This is a genomic window from Bradyrhizobium sp. Kon69, assembly GCF_055807515.1.
Genome location: NZ_JBVVOS010000038.1, coordinates 37,984 through 58,830, shown reverse-complemented (window position 1 = coordinate 58,830; position 20,847 = coordinate 37,984). Strand labels below are relative to the sequence as shown.

At 57.0% G+C, this 20,847-nt stretch carries 12 protein-coding genes and 1 pseudogene; 6 read left to right on the top strand and 7 right to left on the bottom strand.

The annotated features are described in order from the left end of the window. Positions 1-410: 410 nt before the first annotated feature. Positions 411-1,943: a porin gene (locus AC0L3U_RS34750; RefSeq protein WP_259219432.1), complete on the bottom strand. Its 1,533-nt coding sequence runs from the start codon at positions 1,941-1,943 to the stop codon at positions 411-413. Between the two features lie 471 nt (positions 1,944-2,414). Here AC0L3U_RS34750 and AC0L3U_RS34745 point away from each other — a divergent pair, with 471 nt between their 5' ends. Continuing rightward, positions 2,415-2,897 carry a MarR family winged helix-turn-helix transcriptional regulator gene (locus tag AC0L3U_RS34745; protein WP_259219431.1) on the top strand — a complete coding sequence of 161 codons (483 nt, stop codon included), beginning with the start codon at positions 2,415-2,417 and terminating at the stop codon, positions 2,895-2,897. A gap of 2,609 nt (positions 2,898-5,506) precedes the next feature. Here the strand turns inward: AC0L3U_RS34745 and AC0L3U_RS34740 are convergent. Continuing rightward, entirely contained in the window at positions 5,507-6,991 is a 1,485-nt protein-coding gene (locus tag AC0L3U_RS34740; RefSeq protein ID WP_259219430.1) for an AMP-binding protein, read from the bottom strand. 638 nt (positions 6,992-7,629) lie between these two features. Next, positions 7,630-8,691 carry a polyamine ABC transporter substrate-binding protein gene (locus AC0L3U_RS34735; RefSeq protein WP_310473305.1) on the bottom strand — a complete coding sequence of 354 codons (1,062 nt, stop codon included), beginning with the start codon at positions 8,689-8,691 and terminating at the stop codon, positions 7,630-7,632. 1,789 nt (positions 8,692-10,480) lie between these two features. Between AC0L3U_RS34735 and AC0L3U_RS34730 the strand changes: the two genes are divergently transcribed. After that, on the top strand, positions 10,481-12,115 hold the full coding sequence (locus tag AC0L3U_RS34730; RefSeq protein ID WP_259219428.1) for a GMC family oxidoreductase: 1,635 nt from the start codon (positions 10,481-10,483) through the stop codon (positions 12,113-12,115). A gap of 332 nt (positions 12,116-12,447) precedes the next feature. Continuing rightward, positions 12,448-12,747, top strand: coding sequence for a hypothetical protein (locus AC0L3U_RS34725; RefSeq protein ID WP_259219427.1), 300 nt, complete (start codon positions 12,448-12,450; stop codon positions 12,745-12,747). Positions 12,748-12,945: 198 nt separating this feature from the next. Here AC0L3U_RS34725 and AC0L3U_RS34720 read toward each other — a convergent pair. After that, a pseudogene (locus tag AC0L3U_RS34720) lies at positions 12,946-14,643 on the bottom strand (thiamine pyrophosphate-requiring protein); the annotation flags it as partial. A 1,368-nt stretch (positions 14,644-16,011) separates the two neighbouring features. On the opposite strand from AC0L3U_RS34720, the gene AC0L3U_RS34715 reads away from it, so the two are divergent. The 3 genes from AC0L3U_RS34715 to AC0L3U_RS34705 all read left to right on the top strand — a co-directional run bounded on the left by AC0L3U_RS34715 (position 16,012) and on the right by AC0L3U_RS34705 (position 16,914). Then, a complete protein-coding gene (locus AC0L3U_RS34715; protein ID WP_259219426.1) occupies positions 16,012-16,260 on the top strand; it encodes an alpha-hydroxy-acid oxidizing protein in 249 nt (82 codons plus the stop codon). Between the two features lie 214 nt (positions 16,261-16,474). Further along, positions 16,475-16,720 (top strand): hypothetical protein, encoded by a 246-nt coding sequence (locus tag AC0L3U_RS34710; RefSeq protein ID WP_259219425.1) that lies wholly within the window; start codon positions 16,475-16,477, stop codon positions 16,718-16,720. Continuing rightward, positions 16,624-16,914 carry an alpha-hydroxy-acid oxidizing protein gene (locus AC0L3U_RS34705; protein WP_374762405.1) on the top strand — a complete coding sequence of 97 codons (291 nt, stop codon included), beginning with the start codon at positions 16,624-16,626 and terminating at the stop codon, positions 16,912-16,914. Before AC0L3U_RS34710 ends, AC0L3U_RS34705 begins: the two co-directional genes overlap by 97 nt. A 634-nt stretch (positions 16,915-17,548) precedes the next feature. Here AC0L3U_RS34705 and AC0L3U_RS34700 read toward each other — a convergent pair. The 3 genes from AC0L3U_RS34700 to AC0L3U_RS34690 form a co-directional block, all read right to left on the bottom strand. After that, positions 17,549-18,319: a creatininase family protein gene (locus tag AC0L3U_RS34700; RefSeq protein ID WP_259219423.1), complete on the bottom strand. Its 771-nt coding sequence runs from the start codon at positions 18,317-18,319 to the stop codon at positions 17,549-17,551. A 413-nt stretch (positions 18,320-18,732) separates the two neighbouring features. Next, the gene (locus tag AC0L3U_RS34695) at positions 18,733-18,870 is read right to left on the bottom strand and encodes a hypothetical protein (protein WP_473364723.1); all 138 of its coding nucleotides are present in this window, start codon (positions 18,868-18,870) and stop codon (positions 18,733-18,735) included. A 1,033-nt stretch (positions 18,871-19,903) separates the two neighbouring features. Then, on the bottom strand, positions 19,904-20,536 hold the full coding sequence (locus AC0L3U_RS34690; protein WP_259219421.1) for an HD domain-containing protein: 633 nt from the start codon (positions 20,534-20,536) through the stop codon (positions 19,904-19,906). Positions 20,537-20,847: the final 311 nt, after the last annotated feature.

Below are 20,847 nucleotides of genomic sequence, written 5' to 3'. Positions count from 1 at the left end.
CCAACGTCGTGCTCTCAGCAGTCGGACACAACTTCCGCCGTATCCTCGCCTGGCTCAGAGAACTCTTGTGCCTCTTCCTGATCCAGCTATCGCATACGCTTGACCGTCCGCTCCCGCTCAATTCGGCTTCTTAACGGACGACGAAGTAAGAAGAATTGAGTCAGCAAGAGCATAGTCGCTCGGCAGTGAGCGCCTGAACCGGCTGAGCGTGACAGAAGGCTTTGTTGCCAGATCTATGAATCCATGGCTATGAACGCTCGTGCTCCGCCGATCTTCACAGTTGATCCAAGTTCTCCAAAGACGCAGGAGCATCGAAAAGGCCCCCGGCGGGCATGCCGGAGGCCTTCTTGGAGGTTAGACGTTCGGCTATAGAGCCGCTTTGTTCACTCCTTCCGTTGATAAACCGAGGCTTAGAAGTTGCGTTGAGCCCGGAGCATCAGCACGAGGCTGTTCTGGTCCTTCAGCTCATATACAGTGCCGGGCTTTGCGACATTTGCCTGCAGGGGCAGGGCCACCGTGCTTCCGCCGGCGTACTTTTGGTCGAGCATCATGTAGGCGAGTTCAGCCGTGAAGGCCAAGTTTTTGACCGGGGTCCAGGACGTCCTCGTACCGATGACCCCATAGTTGAAGTCGGGATTGCAGCCGGCAACACCGGTCGACAAGGCGAGGCTTGCGACGAAGGCACCGCAGATATACCCCTTGGCCGTTCCGTTGTACCTGACAGCTGCCCAAGCTCCGTAAATGGAGGAGCTCCAGTAGGGATCCCAATTGTGGTTGAACGCACCATTGAAGCCGTAGGTTGTGGTCAACTGCTGCCCGCTCCCGTTGACGAACACGGCGTCAGAGACACCAGCAATGCCAACACTCTGGTAAGCCCCCGCCAGCCCCGTGCCGCCATACATGGCAAACGTGGTAGACATATAGTCTTCGAAATTATAGCGGCTCGCACCGTTCGTATATACGCCCGTCAAGTTGATCGAGTCGCCAGCGCCGGTCGGAAGATTCTTGATCGATAGCGCGAGCTGAGCAGCCCAGCCCCACTTGTCGCTCGGATGGCCTGTCGTTTCATCAACACCGTAGTAGGCCGCGTGATTATCGTGAGCAGCGAGCGACGCCTGGAACAGGCCCCAAGCCTGGTCAACGCGAACTCTGGCGATGAGGTCTGGAGCTCGCGTGCCACCGATGTCGTTTGCACCGTACGCGCCGGCGGCCAGACCTACGGCGGACGCGCCACTCACGTTCCGAATGCTGGTCGTATCGTGAACCGTTTGATCTTGAGCCGAGAACGAAGCCGTAACGCCTTGGCCGAACTCCGCTGTATACGAGATCTGATTGACGGGATCCCAGCCGCCGGCGCCGGGCAGCTCAAGGTTGTTGCCCGGGTATTGACCCCAAGGAGTCCTGAATTGCGATTCCGCTTTGCCGAATGTAAACCCAGCAAACTGAAGAAATGCATAATAGATCCCGAGATAACCGCCAGCGGCCGCACCAGCACCATTTGTTCCGGCCGGGGCGGCGTTATAAGCCGTTGAGCCATTCACGGGACTTGTACCGGCACCGTTGTATCCACCGGATTTCCAGCTGAACACAATTTCAGCGAAGGTTCGGACGACGCCGTACTCGGTCGCGGTCCGCGTATCGACTTGGAAACCTTGACGGGCCAAGGTGTTATAGTAGTTGCTGAGGCGGTTTCGCGCCCCCCCCAAATCGTTGGATGCGGCATCAAAGTGGTAATGCGTGTTCAGAACGGTTTCCCCACGGAGATAACCACCCAACTTAAAGCACGTGTCGCTACCGGGGATGTAGTAGAACCCCGCACCATACAGCGAGCAGATCTTCACATATTCGATCGCCTTCGCCTTCACAGGTAGATCGGCAGCATGCGCCCCGGCACCCGCGAGCATTGCCGCAGAACCGAGGATGAGACTCTTCGTCAGTTTCATGGATAGTCCTCCAAATTGAATATCGCTTCCGTCCAAGATCCGCCGCGACGAGCCTCACCCCCCCGGTGGGCGGGTTTTGACGGAACGACTTCGAGGCGCCCCCTCTCCGTCCATCCCCGTATAGTTCATCGTAACAATTGCTTCAATTACTTAATTGGATGCAGTATTATGTTGGGTCGACACCGTTGCACTTCGGCAACAATCCGAAACACGCCAAAAGAAAAGCATGTAGAGGTGAAAAGGAACCCTCGGGGGGGCATCCCGAGGGCTCTATTGGAGAGTTTAACATGACCGTTGGCCGATTGGTCCTTCAGTCTGAGTCCCACGGTAGCCCACATCAATTGCGCACGTCAATTAATTTCTTGCATGACCGGTATACCTCGGCAATTAGTCGCGAGACGATCACTCGCATTGCGGCTAATGATCAGCTGCATGCCTGCGGGCGGGACCAACATGTGGCGGAAGACCAAAATGGGCGAAAAAGATCAGCTGGATAGAGCCGTTAGGGATTTCATCTGGAACATCGTCGAAATCCACTCGCAGCTCGAGGAAATACACAAGGGCTGGGCTGAGATGATGGGCATCAGCGAACCCCAATGGTTGATGCTGATGGCTATCGGCGAGCTCGACCAGGGTCGAGGGGTCTCCGGCATAGCAGTCGCCAATAAGCTCCGAATTCACCCCGCCTTCGTGACGACTCAAACGAAGAAACTTGAAGAGGCAGGTTTTCTGTCTCGCGTGACATCCCCTGATGATGCGAGGTTTCTGCAGATCTCACTGACTCAGAAGGCGCTGGCCGAAATCGCAAACCTGTCAAAGAAGCGAGAAGCTCTGAACTCGACAATGTTCGCCGGGCTAGACGAGGCATCCCTCGACTACCTCAATAAGCGACTGGCCGCGATCGCCACAAACAGCCAACTAGCCTCTCAAAAACTCCGTATTGGCGTACTGTAGTCAGTCCCGCGCTGCCGAGCCTCTCCGCAAGCTCAGTATGTATTCGGTCGTGAGCTGCAATGCCCAGGCAACCATCGCGAGGACAAAGGGCAGCTGAGAACGGACCAACATCGATGACCTTGTCGTGATCTAGTCCTGGGCGATCCGATCGCTAACCGCCGGCAATAAGCTTAGAATCCGAGCCATTTGTGAGCTTTCGATGCAGCCAGGCAAACACGCGATCGTCAGAACTCACGAAATTCTCGGTCCCTTTTAAGGTAGACCGGGGCTCCGCCTCGAAGAAGAATTCTAGATCAATGCATGCTGCTCTACAGTCAGCCTGTAGCTTAATCGCCTCTGACGCGCTGACCGGTCCGTATCCACCAACGACCACGAGACCTGGACATCTCAACTGTCGCACCAATCGCGAGCGACGTACCGACTCCACGCCCTGGTCTACGAGGTCTGCCGTACTGCTGCTCATCCAGCGCACTGCGGCCAAAGTCCGCGCCCAATTCCATAGCCCGCCATCGCAAACGGCCGCAGCAATTCGGCAATCAAATACAGCGAAATCGGTTGCAAGAGTAGCCGACAAGCCTTCCCCAAAGACGCCTATTCGAGCCGGATGAACATCTGCTCGGCCTGACAGGTAATCCAAACAGCAAGACAATGAAACTTCTGATTGGCCCCGCGCGTGATTCGAGAGGTCGTCGTAGGAGACCACGAGAACCGACAAACCTAGAGTAGTCACAAAAGGCCAAATTCTTCCAAGTAGCGCAGTTGCTGTTTCTTGTTCGTTGCTGATGCAAATAATTACGGGAGCGCGTAGTCCCGGCGCGCGGCAAGGCAAGTAATAGACTTGAAAGTCGGCCTGATCTACATGCGCAATCTGTACGAGCTCGACATTCAGCCCCAAATTTGCAAGCCCCTGAAGGTCTGCCTCAACTTTCGTTGAAACGTCATCAAGGCGTCTATCGTCATTAACACGGCTGGAAACTTCAAAGGCGGTTAGTGGATCGAGGCAAGCCTCGGCCGCCCGATCGAGCGCGTCCCTGTCAACGCGAAGATCGGCGACAGTGGAATGCGCATCTCCGATGTTCGTACACGAGTCGGACCAAGGCTGCGGTCCTTCAGGCGTGCAGATGCTCTCGAGACTGCGTCGAAGGCCTGCGGCGTCGCGCTGTGCCGAGGCAGAATTGCCTGTCATGTAAGGCCAAGCAGCGCGCTCGTTCAATTCGCCCCCCTTTGAGTGCAGCTCTACACCCGAGTTTAAGAATTCGCCTCTCTGTCGGAGTTGCTGGTGTGGAGATTGGCGGAGCCGCAGCTACGGTCGATCGACTTTTCTCCATCATTTGTGGGAATATTAGTGATCCTAAAGGGCGAATTTCTCTGATTTCTAGGGAATCTGATCCGTAATACTGCGCGCAGCAAATCAATCCGCAGTTTTTTAACATGCCGGAACTCGATGGTCGGTGCGCCGCAAACCAATCGGTGTCAAAGCTAACCATCGAGTTGGATTGTATCGGTCGAGCTTTTCACAATCGTGCGGATCATGAATTATCCGCGCTCTCTCATGTTGCCGCGAATTCGTGTCAGGTGCATGAAGGCCGGGCAGCAGCGGCCCTGCCGCTCTGAGCGATGCTTATACAATGCGCATGCGGGTTGAGGCCGCTTTTCCGGTTCTCACCGAGCATGCGTCAAATAAGGTATCGAAGCTTAGCCTAGTCAAAGGAGGAGAATGGGTCCGAATTGCGTCGGACCTACTCGGAATACGCCACCGAGCGGCGGCGCTCCTTTTCGCGATACGCTGCGACATTCGCCCGACGAAGGATGGCAAGCGTGCGGACTCAAGTGTTGTGCAGCTGCTTTGCCGAAAAGAACGAGGAAGCGTGAGCCGCCACATCTTGCCAGGTGTAAGTTAGCGATACGCCGCGGATGCCATATTCCGCCTCGATCGAGAGAATACGTACCAAGCCGTATATGCCGGTTTAGCGGCTCCGTAGTTAGGTTGCCGGAAATTCCCAAGCAGCCCCTGGGGACGTCATAATCGTCCCGCCTATTCGTGCGCTGCCCCGATTAGCCGCGAGAGAACGGGCTTGGTTTGCCAGCTCATCTTGATGCAAAAGCACAGTATCAGGCAACGCGGGTAAGGGCATTGGGTGCCATGATCCGGAAGCCGACGGCGACGACGAGTGCGACGCCACCTCCGGTGCAAAAGCCTACGATCGCGGCGATTGTCGGCTGGTCCATCTCGTACCAGGCTCAAGTGAGCCGAGGACCGCTCCTGAACTCCCATCCCGGCGCGGCTAGGTCGGGCGGTTCGCGAGGACCTCCCGCACCGCCTTTTAAGATCGGCGGGCGGCGCGTAAGGACTTGCTGCCGGTCAGAATCACGACTGAGGTTTTTGCGTTGTCATCAAAACTTTCAGCAGCTCTCGTCCGCTCGCGAGTTGCTCGTCGAAAGCGCGTTGATACAATCGCCGCGGTCGAACGCCTTAAAACCGGAACGCGCTCCTCCGGGCCAATCGGTCTTTACGAAACTCGCCAAGATCTGGCCTTGTTTTGACCATCTGGCGTTTTCCCGTATGTCTCGTGAGATGCCGCAGCGCTCATTTCGAACATCGACGTCGGTTACATGTGCCCAACGGGCGACTTCATCCGAGCGATACGATCATCACGCAGTTGGGTCCGCCGTACCTTGCCCGCCTCATCGCGCAGAGGCTCGTCGACGAACTCAATGGTGCGCGGAAGCTTGTATGCCACCAACCGCTTGGTCAGGTGCGCCAGTAGCAACTCGGCGGTCAGGCCCGGGCGCGAGTGGACGATTGCGTGGACGGATGAGCCCAGGTCGTCGTGTGGCAGCCCGATGACGGCGCTCGACTGCACAAGAGGATGTTCATCGATCGCGGCCTCGATCTCAGCCGGATAGACGTTTGCACCACCAACCAAGACCATGTCTGTACGACGGTCAGCGAGGTAGAGATAGCCGTCCGCATCGAAATAACCGATGTCGCCGAGGCTTTCCCATCCGCCGGGCAGGGTGCGGGCCTTCGCGCCGCGATAGGTATATGAGGGAAGCGCGCCTTCAGGGCGGCGCAGGTAGATCTCGCCCATCTCGCCGGGCGGCAACAGGTTTCCGTTTGCGTCGAATACCTTCATTTCGCCCATCGTCACGCGGCCAACCGACCCGCGGTGGTCAAGCCATTCGCTTCCAGTGATCGTCGTCCAAGCTAAGCTCTCGCTACCGCTATACATCTCTATGATAACCTCGGAGCCTACCCAGCCGATGAAGGCCTCCTTAAGCCACGGTGGGCACGGAGCGGCCGTGTGCCAGAGCGTCCTCAGTGAGGATACATCATAGCGATCTCGCACGTTTTCCGGCAGCCGCCACATCCGGCTCATCATGGTCGGCACTAGATAAAGCCAAGTCGCCCTGCTCCGCTCGATCTCGCGCAGTACGCCTTCTGCGTCGAAGCGCGGCATCAGCACCAGGTGGGCGCCCTGGATCAGGGCCTCCATAGCCAACCAGAATGGCCCGCTGTGATAGAGCGGTGCTGGAATGAGGGCAATGTCGCCTGAGCCCAACCGCCAGAAACCTTGGCCATCCGATTCAGCCATGGTCAGACCAGGCGAGCCGGAAAGTATGAGCTTGGGTCGTCCGGTCGACCCGCCAGACGTCGGAGCATACACAATCGGAGCCACGCAGGCTTCAACCGATCGGCCATCGTCACATAATGCGAGTAGGTCCTCGACCGTTGCACGTCGCCGATCGGTCTCTAGCTCCGGCAATGCGATCACCACCGGCGGATCGGCTAGGTTGACTATCGCTTGCAATTCGGCACGCGGTAATCGAAAGGACACCGGTTGCGGCGTGGCGCCCAGCTTCCAAACGCCCCAGCAAGCCTCGATGAAGTCAAGCCCGTTTGGCAAGCCGATAGTGACCAAATCACCCAGCTTGACGCCCAGCCCTTCCAAGGCGCGGGCAATCCGGTTCGCCCGGGCGTCAAGTTGGCTCCAGGTGAGTGTTGTTTCGCCACAACTGACCGCCGGGGCGTGCGGTGTTGCCTTGGCACGGCGGGACAGCTTCTCACCCAAAGGGATCATGTCTTCCGACATCTTTCGTCAAGACCTTCTTCTCGTTCGACCCGCCTTCGTACATAAGCAATACGCCTGCCCCGCGCTCGCGGAGGTTCTAGAAGAAATACCTTATGTCTCGGAAGGAAAACGCCAACTTCTGCTAGAGTGACACATAGATCAGGCGATTCTTGTTGTATTGGCGCAGAACTTCAGCATGGAGTTCAATTGCGTCTGCCATTCGCGCAACATGTTGCCCACTGAGAGCCAGCTAAAAAAGTCAGCGAGACACTGTCGTAATTCAGCTGCCATTGCACTGCGAAGGCATTGAGCGTACCCGCTAGTCTCGTTTCGCAGGTCCGTCGCGATTCTCCTCTTAGTTGCTCGTTGCCTCCCGCTCTGAATGTTGTTCCGCGCTGCTCCGCGTTATCCCACTGCCGACCTCGACCATCACTCCTTGTGGCGGAAACATACGTTTGGATGGCACGTTGACCTGCGTGACGACGGCGGCGCGATCAGCGCCGTCACGACGAAACACAGGATGATCCGGACGCTCCAGGCCACGTGAGAGCCATGACCCGCGGAATCCTCGTTACTTTGTCGACTCTAATTTTATGTCAGCTCGGCTGTTGGAGACGGCAAGGAGAACAGAAGCCATCCTGCCGCTCCTATGTTTGGCCTTACTGCGCGAGCCACCGGGTAAATCGCTGGCGTATTTCATCCATCTTCTCAGCCCAAAATCTCGAGTCTACCGGAATAGCTTCGCTGTTATCAGGGGCATGCGAATATGGCCGGATTGCTGGATCAACGAGCGCAACCGCATCCCTGTTTGCCGGTGGGTTGGCGGAGTCGTTTGCGATGTCTGCCTGGACACGGGTCGAACTAGTGAAGGCCAGAAACTTGTAGGCCTCCTCCAGAGGCCGAGCGCCCCTGGGAATCACCAAATCAACCCCGGTCTCCATCGCACCGTCCCACATGATCGCGAAATGCTGGCCAGAGTTCTTGACCGCATCATAGATTCGGCTGCCCCAAGCTTGGCTCATCACGACCTGACCATCGGCGAGAAGTTGCTGAGGCTGAGCTCCGGCCGTCCACCAGACCACGTCCTTCTTGATCGTGTCCAGCTTATTGAAGGCCCGGTCGACTCCCTCGGGTGTGTTGAGGACCTTGTAGATATCTTTGGCCGGCACCCCGTCGGCCATCAGGGCCCACTCGAGATTGATGTCCGGACTTTTATAGAGTCCCCTTTTGCCGGGGAAGGCCTTCAGATCGAAAAAGTCGGCGATGGTCTTCGGCCCATTCGGCAGCTTGTCCTTATCATAGGCAACGACCTGAGCAGAGAAGCTGGTCGGGACCCCACAGTCCGTGTTGTCGGCCCCCTGAAATTTGGCCCGTTCGAGGCCAAGCTTCTTCCAATCAATCGTCTCGATGAGACCCTCGTCGCACAATCGCTTGGTTTGAGCCTGGGTGACGTAGACCAAACCCCAGATCACCGTATTCGTGTCAACCATGGCGCGGATTTTGGCAGTGTTCCAATCCCACTCGGCTTCAGTGATCTTGATGCCCGTCTTCTTTGTGAAGGGATCGAACGCATCGTTCCGCAGCACCTTCGCGAACGATCCGCCCCCGTGGGTGACCGTGAGCTGATCGGCCGCAAAGGCCGATTTAGTTGGCGCAAGCGTACCCGCTGCCAGGCAGATTGCGGCCAAGGCGAAGGTGATCAATAGTGTCTTTCGCATCATTCTCTCCGCTGTTACAAATTCTCCCGGGATGGAAGACCCTTGCAATTGGCCGCTGCTTGAATTGGAATTTCGTCGTCATGGTGTGTGAGCGCCCTTCCAGCCGATGGTGATCACCGCCGCTTCGGCCCATGACAGTACCCTCGGCTGGCTGATGCCCTCGACATTAATCCCCAGCGCTTGCACGTTTTCCGACGCTCGGCATCTCCACATTGCAAGTGAAAACGCGCTTGCGGTCCGACCTGGTCAACGCTTCCCTTCGATTATGCGTCACATAGGCCATCATCTGCCGCTCCGAGATGCTCATGAAAATGCTTGATCCCGAGCTACGCGTGTTCACGCAATTGCTGTCCAGTGCCCCGAGCGGCACATCCATCAGCAAGAGCTTGGGATCGAAGACGAACGAGCCGGCGAGCGCAACACGCTGCTGCTGGGCACGGAAAGTTGGCCGGGCCAGCGGCCGCCGTAGGCGTTGAGCCCGGCATGCCTATCCGAGGCTTCATACGAGCCTCTCTTCATAGCATCACGCCACGGACGGGAGCTTCGAATCCGGCAAGCCGGAAAATTCTGCAAAACTCTTCGCTAGTGCCTGGCATTGCCCCTCTTCCCTCCTGCGCGCACCCTGGTGCGCCCACTCGGCGCCGGTCAACAACCGGACCGCGATCTTCTCTTGACAGATTGCAGCAGTGGGTGCATGGCCAAGCCTGCAAGAACAGTCCTGCACTAGGCGCCTGCCGTTAGTTGGATTTTTCCCACCGGTTCTTGATTTCTTGACCTCTCCGATAGTCAGAAGGCTTCTGTCTTAGAAAGAGTGTATCGGGTTCATATGATGAATTTCAGCATTCTGGCCGGTCGAAAGGCTGAAATCCTGCGCCGACTCGGGCGAATACGTCTGACATGGCTCGGAGCGTTGTCAGGCAAGTAGGAGCAGAGAACAGCGATGGCTTCGTAGTTTACGGAGGGGCCAACACGCGCTCACGGCCGACTGCGATGATCGCCAGGACTCATGCGCTACCCGAGGTGCGAGCTTACTCGCCCGTTTTGCGTCGTTAGCCTGCCTCGATGATTTCGCCCACGTCAGCCCGACCGAGATCGAAGGCCAGACTGTGCGCGCGCCCAAGAAAAAAACGGATCCGGCGCGTTGGGAATCCAGCCGTGTGTTGATAGGCGATGACGCTCCCGCTCAAGCGGTAATCCCTCCTCGGCCAAATTCGCCTGAGGCCGCAGACGTCTTCGATGTAAGGGTAAGGCACTCCCGTCGACGTCTAAGGTGGTGGACATTCGGCGCCGACGGCAACAATCAAAAGCGCTATTCACCCCCTTCTGCCGAAATGGCGCGGCTTGCACTTGAGGCAAATGCCTTACTCGTACGTGAACCTCGACCTGGACGTCGAGGAGATGTGGTTTTGAGACATAGGCCCCGCCGCGAATGGTTTGGTGAGGTTCGGTGGTTGTCTAGCCATGCGGCATTCTGAGACGCCAGTTCGTGTCGTCAAGTTTTCGCGCTCCGAAGCCGCTGCGCTTTTTGCGAAGTCCGTCCGTTTACGTTGAAATCCGCGAAGGAAAGCCGTGGAGCGCGGTTTTTGGGCGCGATCATGCGCTTTTTTGCGAAAATTTCGAATGGAGGATTGCTAGATTAACGCTCCTGCGGGAAGCAGGTTGAGAAATCTCAGTGTTCCTTACGAACTGGTGAGTGCGGCAAGACCAGTGTGGCAGCGCAATGTGCCCCCTTGATGTTGGTTCGGCCGACTAACCCGGACGAAATCCAACATCTGCTATAGGAACTTAAACCATGTCCGAATGGGACTACATCATTGTCGGTGGCGGCTCGGCCGGCTGCGTACTCGCCAATCGCCTGACCGAGGATGCGCGCGTCAAGGTACTCCTCCTCGAGGCTGGCGGACAAGGCGGCTCGATGTGGATCGATATTCCCGCAGGTTTCACGAAGGTCCGAAAGCAGTTCGGCTGGAACTTCCAGATGGACGCTCAGGACAGCGTGGCCGGCCAGCGCCTCCCATGTGCGAGCGGCCGTGGGCTGGGCGGCTCAAGTTTGATCAACGGCATGCTCTACGTACGTGGCCAGCCGCTCGATTACGACGGCTGGAATAAACTAGGCAATCCCGGCTGGTCCTACGAAGACGTGCTGCCGTATTTTAAGAAGTCGGAGCACTATGAAAGTTGCGGCGACGAGACGCGTGGTAAGGGCGGGCTCCTCAATGTAAGCGATATCAGCGAACGCCATGTGCTTGGCGACGCGCTCATTGAGGCGGCGCAGGCCAGTGGTTTCCTGCGCAGCCAAGACTACAACAACGGGCGGCAGGAAGGCTTCAGCTACTTTCAGACCACGATCAAGAATGGTCGCCGGTGGTCGGCCGCTCGCGCCTTTCTGAATCCAGCGCGCAACAGGCCCAACCTGCACATCGAGACCGGTGCTCTTGTGAGCCGTATCCTGCTCGAGGGTAGGCGCGCAGTCGGTGTCGCTTATACTCTGCGCGGCGAACGTCGGGAAGCGCGCTGCGAAGGTGAAGTGATTGTCTCTTGCGGCACTATCCAGTCGCCCGGCGTGCTGGAGCTGTCGGGCATTGGCCAGCCGAGAACCCTCAAGAAGCTTGGGATCGAGATCCACCATGAGCTGAAAGGGGTCGGCGAGAACTATGGCAACCACTTCTATGTGAACATGGGCTGGCGCATCAATCGACCGATCACGTTCAACGAGCAATCTCGTGGATTTCGGATGTTGCGCGAGATACTGCGATACTATGTTATGGGAACGGGTCTGCTTACCAAAACGCCGGGCCTAGTCGCCGGCTTTGTGCGCACGCGGCCCGGCCTCCAGACGCCCGACGTACAGTTTCACATGGCGCCCGCGAGCTACGATTCGGCGCGGCCCGGGCGTCTTGAGAAAGAACCCGGAATGTCCTTCGGTTTCAACCAGTGTCGACCCGATTCTCGCGGTTCAATTCACATCAAATCGGCGATACCCGGCAGCGAACCAGCGATTCAGCCGAATTTCCTGTCCGTCAATGGCGACTGTGACTGCGCAGTGGCTGGCATGCAAATCGCGCGAAAAATCATGCAGAATCCTGCTATTGCCAACTACACGACTTTTGAAATGTATCCCGGCGAGAAGGTGCAGAGCTTTGAACAAAGCCTTGACTACGCTCGACATGCAGGTCGGGGACTCCACCATTATGTAGGGACTTGCAAGATGGGCAACGATCCTATGGCGGTAGTTGACGAACGCCTGCGTGTGCATGGACTGCTTGGACTGCGCGTCATTGATGCCTCTGTCATGCCGACCGTGCCCTCCGGCAACACCTACGCCGCGACGATAATGGTGGCAGAGAAGGGCGCCGATATGATCAAGGAAGACGCTAAAGATGGCATCACACTCAAGGGCAGACTAGATATATTCCCTACAGTCTAACAGGGCCATTGGATCGGTATGTGCAAAACCAGTCCGTGGCATAATCTTCAACAGCTGCTAACACGATCTTCTCCGGCGCTCTCACATGGAGGCGGGGTCATCGCTGCCTCAAGCCATCTGAGCTTTGACGGGCCATTTGGAGTCGCCCGTGGAAGCAAGATGAACAGCCTGAATTTGCGAACTAATTTGAGGAACGCCGGCGATCAATTAGCCAGGCCGATCTTCTTGTAAAGGCGAATGAGGGATTCCGTCTGCGCTATAGGAACGTCGCTGGCGAAGAACGTGGCTCAGGCCTTGGCACTGAGCTCCTCGTCGCTGCCGGATCTCGCGCTGTGAGAGCGCTTCAGCAGGCGATCGCGGTAACCACCGGCGCGTCGCATAGTCATGCCACCGGCCAGATCGTCCGCTGGTTCGCGATGAAGCCGCACTTCATATCGGTTCCTTATCCGAAGTCGGCCGCCGCCTTGTTCCGCTCAGTATTCACCTTGGGGCTGCTTCCTACGCGCAACCGGGGAAAGCCCACGCCCCGCTCGATTCGGAACTCCTTCACCCACTTTGCAGCACTTTCTTATCAACGTCCAGGTCATGTGCAGCCTGACCAACCGATGCCGATCGCTTCTTCACCAGCCTGACCGCCTCCACCTTCAAATCGCCAACCGAACCTCCGTCGTGTCGTTGCCAACCTCCGCCTCCATGATACACATAATGTTGTGGCCATCAAACCGGCAGCAGCTCAGATCACTAGGCCACTTTAGATCTTTCGATTTCGGCAACAGTTTTTCAAAGTACCACTTCGACCGCGAAGATCGAGGTGGCACAAAGAGCAGAGATTAGGCCTCGAGCTTATTTGCCTCAGCGTCAACCGGAAGGTTTTTTGGCATGCGACGCTCTTCCTTAGTAATGATCTGAAGTAGAGCAGGAATACCCTTCTCGTTTTTCTCTAATGCACGCTTAATCGCTGGGATGATATCTTCAGGCTCAACTACTTCTTCGCCGTACCCTCCGAAGGCCCGGGCCATTGCAGCGTAATCTCCACCAAGTTTCTCGATCTTATATTTTTCAGAGGCGTTCGGGTGATACTTACTATATCCGCCCATTATGCTGTTTTTGAGCACGATTGTCAGCGTTCCCAACCCGCAGCGGACCGCAGTCTCGAAGTCCATGCCCACCATTCCAATGGCAGCATCACCCATGATGTTGACGCACGTCCAGTCAGGCCGTGCGAGCTTTGCGCCTTGCATAAGCCCAAGCCCTAGTCCAAGCTGGGTAGTCTTCCCCCACCCCATATAACCGTGCGGAACGAGCGACTCCCAAAAAGCAGTTATCTGGTCTCGCGGGCTCCCAGCGTCGTGCGTAACTACTGTTTTTGTCCGATCAACCGTGTTCATAAGGTCCCATACAACTCTGTATGGGTTTATCGGCTTTTCGGCGGAAGTGAGAAGAGGCAGCCATTCCTTGAGAAAAGCGGCCTTCTGCGCCGCGATGTAACGGGCAACCTCCGGCCTGCTAACACCTTTACCTCCGGTCTTGTCCTTTATCGCCGAAATCAACGCAGCTATCGACGGCTTGGCATCGCCAATCACACCCAGATCGATAGGGTAGTCCTTCGAGATGTCCCCTTCCCAGTTGGTCAATTGAACAAACTTGCGACCGTTAACCGGATACGGGGTAATATAGTCAGACCTTGTGAAGCTAGTGCCCAACCCAATGTAAACGTCGGCACGTTCCAAGGCTCGGTTTACGGTATCAGGACGCGATCCGCCACCACAACCCAAGGAAAGTGGATGGTCTTCCGGGAAGCAGCTCTTACCGTTCAGTGTAGAGAGAACCGGTGTATGGGTGAGCTCGGCGAGTTCTTGCAGCTCGTGCCACGCTTCAGCGTACAAGATGCCTTGCCCCGCAATTATAACAGGCGAATTCGCACGCAAGAGAATATCGGCAATTTCAGTAATTTGGGCGGTGTCTGCGCAGGGCGCCGATCGACGCTGCGGCTTATAGGCGTCCAGGAGGGTTGGATCAACTTCTTCTCTGAAGACGTCTGCAGGCACTTCGAGTACTACAGGACCCGGCCGACCATTCTTAAGAAGAGCAAACGCGTTTTGCATCATCTGAGGTAGGCGATCGACGGTCATCACCATCTCACACCACTTGGCGATAGACTGCATGTTGCGAGCAGCATTGAAATTTGGATGAATGCCTTGGACGCTGCGAGGGTAGCCACCAGGCATGTGCAAGACCGGAACATTATCCGCATAGCATTGTGCCACAGCCCCGATCGCGTTCTCCGAACCAGGTCCCAGTTGTACTGTGGAGCAGCAAATTTCTCGCCCTCCCGTCATGCGAGCGAATCCGTCGGCTAAATGTAGCGCGTGACGCTCTTGGCGCACAATCAATGGGCGGATCCCCGCTTTCGCGCCGCTATCGATGATGTCGCTGTGCGGAAACGAAGGTATGTATCTGACCCCCTCTTTTTTTAAGATTCCGGCAATAAGATCGGCGCCATTCATTTGACTCTCCACTGCTTCAACATTCCCCGTTGCGCGGCATTGCGTTCGAAGCGCAGATCGCCGCTAGTCGACATGCACCCTTTGGCAAATGCTGCCGCCTGACAGCTATTCACGCCCGTACATTTGTTGTGACATCTTTCAAAGAAGCAAACGCACACACAATTGCGGCATTCCGAACCGCTTGCTCTCCTGGCAACTATGCTCATACCGTTCGGTCAGTAACGGGACGAATAAGTCTCGATCGAACATTCAGAGTTGGACCGCTCACTGCGTTAATCACGAGGCTTCGCCTGCACAGGCTGCGTTAACCGGCTATCGACTAAGATGCAGCATAACCACTCTGCCGGTCTGATTTCCTGCAAACAGCAGACGAAGGCGCATCCAAAGTTTGCATACAGGCCAAATCATGCCGAATTCCTGACCTGAGCGATCAACGGGCGCGGCGCAATTAATCACCCATACTGCGCTACGGCTTGTCCCCCTGTGATAAGGATTAGCTCGGAGTGCCCCTAGCAATCCTCGGAAGTGGAGTGTAGGGCGAACCATCTCATCGGCAGAAGCGGCATGCGGTCTTACGGTTTATGCCGCTACCGTTAGCAATTTTGCAGGCCTGGACGCAGTTACCTTCTAAAATGCCCGAGCGTTGCGACTAGCACTATCCAGATCGCGGCGCACATCGCCGCGATCATTCAGCGGCGGTTGCGATCAAAGCCGGCCTCAGGGCACGCAACCAAGGGCGGCCGAATAGTTTAACAGGTACTCATCAGATTCGTGCTCGCATCGAGTGCCTTATCGGCATAATGGCGAGCCCCCTCAAAATCGCTCGTTGCCCCGGATTCCGCGAGCCTCTGTTCTTGTTGAGAACTTCGTCATCAAAAATGACTTTTCGCGGTCTTTGAGCGTCCAAGCTTCCTATCTCGTTCGTCTGCACGGCGCTGATGAAGGAGCAGCGGAAAGAAACGGCACGGCCCGCGTGTGGGCAGAGACTCGTCGAGCCCACCCGGAGAAGCACGTCAGTATCGGCAACTTCGACTGAGGTCGCCATAGCGACTGCCCAAAGCGCTTAGGTAGCCGCTATTAGCTATGAGAAGAATATACAGCGTCTTGGCGCAAAGAAGATCTGTCCTACATTGTGCGAAATTCTGCTAAGTTTTAGCTGTCTGCGTCCGCCTCACGTGAGGAAACGACCTGCGCTGTCCTCTACTTCGGAATCAGAGTTTCTGAAGCAAGGCGGCATCGCATTATCATTTGCTTTCGGAACTAGGAGTGTCGAAATCCGGCGTGGAAAGGCGTTCTACCGCCGCACGCCTGTGTCAATGTGAGTGTTTTGCGCAAAGCCACCTGGAAGAGTGGGTAACATAGAGGATTAACGATAGCGGATTGGGAAGGATGAAGGGCGTTGTGAACGTCGGCGATCTGCGCAAATTGGCGAAGAAGCGATTGCCAAAGATCTGCTATGACTATATCGAAGGCGGCACTGACGACGAGCTGGGGCTAATTACGAATGAGAAGGCTTTCCGGAAAATCCGTATTGTGCCGCGTTACTTGATCGATGTCAGCGCGCACGACCAGTCGATATCACTGTTCGGCCGTACCTATTCGAGTCCTGGGTTAGCTGACCTATTCCGTCCGACCTGATGCTGGCGCAGGCGGCACGCGAAGCGAACGTGCCCTTCATCATGTCGGGCGAGATCTCGGCAAAATCGCGCCTGACCATGGTTGGTACCAGCTCTATTCCGCTATGGACACATCGATTTCGGAAGATATATAATTAAGCGCGTGAGCAACGCCGGTTTGAAACTTTGGTCTTCACCATTGGAACGGTTGGGGAAAGCTGACGTGGCGGACGAAATTGGAAGCATTGCGTCATCCGCGCTGGATCATGGAGTGCTTACAACATGGCACGCCTTTCTTCGCCAATTGGACGCGCTACGCCGATCCTAACGCCAGTGCCAAAAATGTAGCCGATTTCTTGAACAGTCAATTCGGCGCCCCGATGACATGGAAGCGTGTCGAGCGCTACCGCGAGCTGTGGAAGGCAATTCGTGCTCAAGGGAATCATGCACTCCTGATGATGCCGTCCGCGCACATTCGCTAGGTGTCGACGGCATCATGGTTTCCATCAATGGCACGCGACAGCTTGACAGTGCGCCATCGCCGCTGGACGTGCTGCCCGAGATCTGTGATGCGGTGGGCGACAAAATGATTGTAATGCTGGATGGCGGCGTTCGTCGCGGCCTGCACGCCTTAATCGCCCTCTGCGATGCAATAATCTCGGCAACCGACAGCTGAAAGGTTCGCTAAGCACTGCCAAGGCCGCAGGCAGCGACGAGACGTCGGTCGGCGGGCAGATAGAAGAAGAGCTTGCAGCTCGCGCCGAGGTTCCTGGCTACTGTGACGTCTTCTTCACGACAGAGACCGGCGATTAGAGGCGTTTAGCGGGACCCCGAGGACAATGCTCTTCACACGTTTGAAGCCAGCTCATTTTGCAGAATCGCTGCAATTCTGAGCTGCTTGTCAATCCACCCGCTGCTTTTGGCGGCGAGCTGGACCAACTCGTGCTTCATCTTAATTATCTGATCGAGCTTGATCGAAACAGATTACCTTCCTCGCGCGCTTTTAGCTTGTCCGGTCGCACCGTCCCCTCCCGACGGATTCGCCCCGTGCGCTTTAGGGAATCTCGAGCTGCAAGTTGCAGGCTTCTGAGGGGCAACTCCATCATTGCCTGCGACCGTAAGTCGCCACAGCCGGAATAAGAGGCCCAGATCAGTTGCTTACCTGCGCTCACGTATAGCGTGATACCACCGGCGTACGGTAGCGCGACGTCGGGTGCGCATCCTTGTTAGCCTGCTTGCATGAAACTCCGACGGCGGGGGAATGTCGCAACTTCGCTTGGTTAGAGGCTGCCTTGGGTAAGAAGCTTCAGCTAGCGCCATGGCAGAGCCCAAAGCTCCTTGTTGCAGATCTTCTCGGCAACATCACGACTGATCGCCTCGAGCAGCTTCTCTCCTTTTTCGCGCGAGGCGACACTCGGATAGCCGTAAGCGCCTGTGGAGGCTAGGCTAGCGAGGCTGCGCCAGAGGTAGATGCCGTTGCCGACAAGGTCAGCGACTTCGGGCGTGAGGTTGCCCTCGGCGAGGCGTATGCGGTCCTCGGCTACGAGTTCAGGCCGCAACGCCATACACATCGATGTCTCCGCCTCGCAGGCATGCCAGAGATTGCTCTGCCGCTCGAGCAGCGCGGAAATCGGCTTCTCTGCTGCATACCAATAGGTGAGCTGCACGATCGGCACATCCAGCTTAGGGCCGAGCTCGTCCGCGCAGACCCGCAGCGCATTTTCGTTGCCACCATGCCCGTTGAGCAGGACGATACGTCGGAAACCGTGCCGAACCACGGATTCGCAGACGCAGCGGATCATGTTGAAGAAGGTCGGAAAGTCCAGCGTGATCGTGCCGCCGAACGACATGTGATGCTCGGAGAGACCTGTCCACAACATAGGCAGGACGACCACTTTCTCCATCGCTGCAGCCAAGCGCGCTGTGCGCAACGCAACCGTCTCGCCGAGCAGACTGTCGATCTCGACCGGCAGGTGCGGCCCATGCTGCTCGAGCGCGCCGACGGGGACGATGACGATCGCGTCCTCCTTCGCGCGTTCACGCAACTGATCAGCCCGAAGCCGCCGCCATTCGATTTCCATCTTACCCCTTCCGGTGAGCCTGTATTTGCCCACAATGTACCTGCGCCTCTAAGCCGACAATTTCACATTTCGGCCCCCCGACGCTTAAATGCTGCAAAACTGCATCGGCGCGGCACGATACGACATCATCCCTGAGCTTCTGGCGACACTATAGCCGAGCAGCTTCGCGATCTGACGTATCGCCGCTGCCACTATGAGGAACGCCGCGACTTCGAATAACACGGCAGCGATATGCAAATGAGCGGAGCGCGATCATGTGATGCGACCAGTGAGTAACCCTCCAGCGCCGATTCAATCTGGGCTACCACTATATCAGCGAGACGCGCTTTCATCGATCGAGCGAAATTGGTGATTTGATTGGCGCCCGCCATTTGGGCAAGGCATCGCGGGCGTATCGCTCGATCACAATCTCCTCACTTCGTCACCTGCGGCTTGCCAATTTCGGGTTTGAGCAGGCTCATGTCATGCTCGGCGGCCTGAGCTTCGCGGCCCCGGCGGAAGTCCTGCAGAATGCCTTGTGTCTGGGCGGCGCCCCGGACCGCCATCTGCAAGCCCGATCGCGATGCAAAGCAAGTCTGACGTGGTGATACGAGGAGCTCTCCGCCGGCATGCGGCCCTACCGCGGCGTTGCGCACGAGCCGGGGTCGATCGCGAGCTCGAATGGCACCTCAGGCGGGACGATCGCCGGCGCAACGTTGCTGCGTGGTACCGCCGCACCTCACCAAACTGATCGTTGCGATCGGCGCCGTGCCGAACGTCGTCGCGCAGGCGCCGGATTGGCTATCGACGACGGCATCGCCTGGACGAGATGCTGGCGTCCTCAGATCGCACATCTTCGCGGCCGGCGGGTGGTGTTCGTTTTTCCGCATGGCCTCGAGGTTGAAAGATAGCGAAGAACACCTTGATCCAGAGCCTCGATGATGCGACCAAGCGCGTCGACGTCGACGCCCTGCATGGACTATGACGCGTTGGATGGATTCCTGGATTGTACGGGATGATCGGGATGGTCCCGCATTGGCGCAGGAAGAGCCGAAAGCCGTCACTATCGAGGCAGCATCGGCGGCGCAAAGGCGCGCCGCTGGCAGAGGGGAAGACCGCCGCGTTGTCCCGGTGTTATTTCAATGGCGAGCGGCCGGCCCTGGCCGTCGACAACGGCGTTGACTTTTGATCGTGCGCCCGGTGCGCGAGCGCCCGATCGCCTGTCCCACGCCTCCGCTTTTCGCCGCCAACTGATGAGCCTTTACCGTGGTGCTATCGATCATGTGAACGTCATCGGGGCTTACTGTTGCCAGGCGCGAAACAGCGCGCCGACCATCGATGAAAGCGGTTGTAGATTGTGGTCGGCGGACCGTAGCACGAGGGGCAATCCTCCTATCGACAGCCGCTCTTCAGCACATGCACGATCCCGCTGATCAGCCCTATCATCGACTCGGCGCGCTCGAGACGGCTCTTCGGCAGCAATGGCTCGATCCTCGCCCACTGCGCATCGCCTCAAACTGAGGAACGGCCCTTCGCCTTTAGACACATTCAGAATGGCCCATTTGGCTGATCTTCTGCACTACGGCCTCGTTTGGCTCGACCGCTTCATTCCTTAGGATTAAGCTTCGGTGGCGGATCTTTCAACTCGCCACTAACCCAGAGAGCATCCCAAAGGGCATAATCGCAGTGGTGAACGATTCGAGCCTCGAGCGAGCGCACTACGAAGTTGCCCTCGCTGGAATGGACCGCTGCAATGTGCGCGATCTCTTCTGGGAGTCCGACGGTGAGACAGACATGCCATCCGTGGACCGGATGTCGAGCCGAGGGCCAGCCTGACACGTGAGTCTTGCTTGACCACAGTTCCCGCTTTTGTAGATTATATTCAAGCGGTTTGCCGACATCGTGAATCATGGCGCCAGCGATCAGTACGTCTCGTTTTAGCGGCAGCGACGGATACATGAGAGCAAGTTCGTCGCCATAACGCGTCGATAATCTGGTTACGCCGCGAACGTGGTCGAGCTGCGATCCCGTCTTTAGCACCCAACCGTCTGGACGGGCTGAGCCTTGTAGATCGGTGAGGCTCCGGCAGCCCTCGCGAGTCAGCGCGTAAGTCCAGGCATCAATCACCTTCTCGCGAATGTCCGTACTCTCTAGCTCTGCAAGCTCTACAAGCTCGCCGCGAACTATTGCCCGAACCTCGGGGTCCAGCTCAATGCTTTGTGTTGCTCGAACCGTCATCTTGATATCCTTTTCGTTTTAGTTGAGTTGATTTTTTGAGGCCGCGCACGAGAACTCAGTTGTGCGTTGAAGATATACATGCGATCGACTCCACCGGGGATGGCGGCACCGACTGCAAAGGAACCCATGGGCACTCAGATGGTAAGTACAACCGCCGCTCTGTTCGTGCAGCTCTAGCTTTCCTTCAGGCCGGTTGGCCGGCGATGTATCCAAGGAGACGCCTCCTCAAGCATTTTACCCAGGTGAAGTGCGAGGCCGTCACCACTATCTCAAGACCGATCGGTCGGCCATCCGTGTGCGGAGTGCTTGAT

Excerpts from the sequence above, each read along its gene's own strand:
- AC0L3U_RS34750 (WP_259219432.1), bottom strand. The coding sequence starts at position 1,943 with ATGAAACTGACGAAGAGTCTCATCCTCGGTTCTGCGGCAATGCTCGCG.
- AC0L3U_RS34745 (WP_259219431.1), top strand. The coding sequence starts at position 2,415 with ATGGGCGAAAAAGATCAGCTGGATAGAGCCGTTAGGGATTTCATCTGG.
- AC0L3U_RS34740 (WP_259219430.1), bottom strand. The coding sequence starts at position 6,991 with ATGTCGGAAGACATGATCCCTTTGGGTGAGAAGCTGTCCCGCCGTGCC.
- AC0L3U_RS34735 (WP_310473305.1), bottom strand. The coding sequence starts at position 8,691 with ATGATGCGAAAGACACTATTGATCACCTTCGCCTTGGCCGCAATCTGC.
- AC0L3U_RS34730 (WP_259219428.1), top strand. The coding sequence starts at position 10,481 with ATGTCCGAATGGGACTACATCATTGTCGGTGGCGGCTCGGCCGGCTGC.
- AC0L3U_RS34715 (WP_259219426.1), top strand. The coding sequence starts at position 16,012 with ATGAAGGGCGTTGTGAACGTCGGCGATCTGCGCAAATTGGCGAAGAAG.
- AC0L3U_RS34705 (WP_374762405.1), top strand. The coding sequence starts at position 16,624 with ATGGAAGCGTGTCGAGCGCTACCGCGAGCTGTGGAAGGCAATTCGTGC.
- AC0L3U_RS34700 (WP_259219423.1), bottom strand. The coding sequence starts at position 18,319 with ATGGAAATCGAATGGCGGCGGCTTCGGGCTGATCAGTTGCGTGAACGC.
- AC0L3U_RS34690 (WP_259219421.1), bottom strand. The coding sequence starts at position 20,536 with ATGACGGTTCGAGCAACACAAAGCATTGAGCTGGACCCCGAGGTTCGG.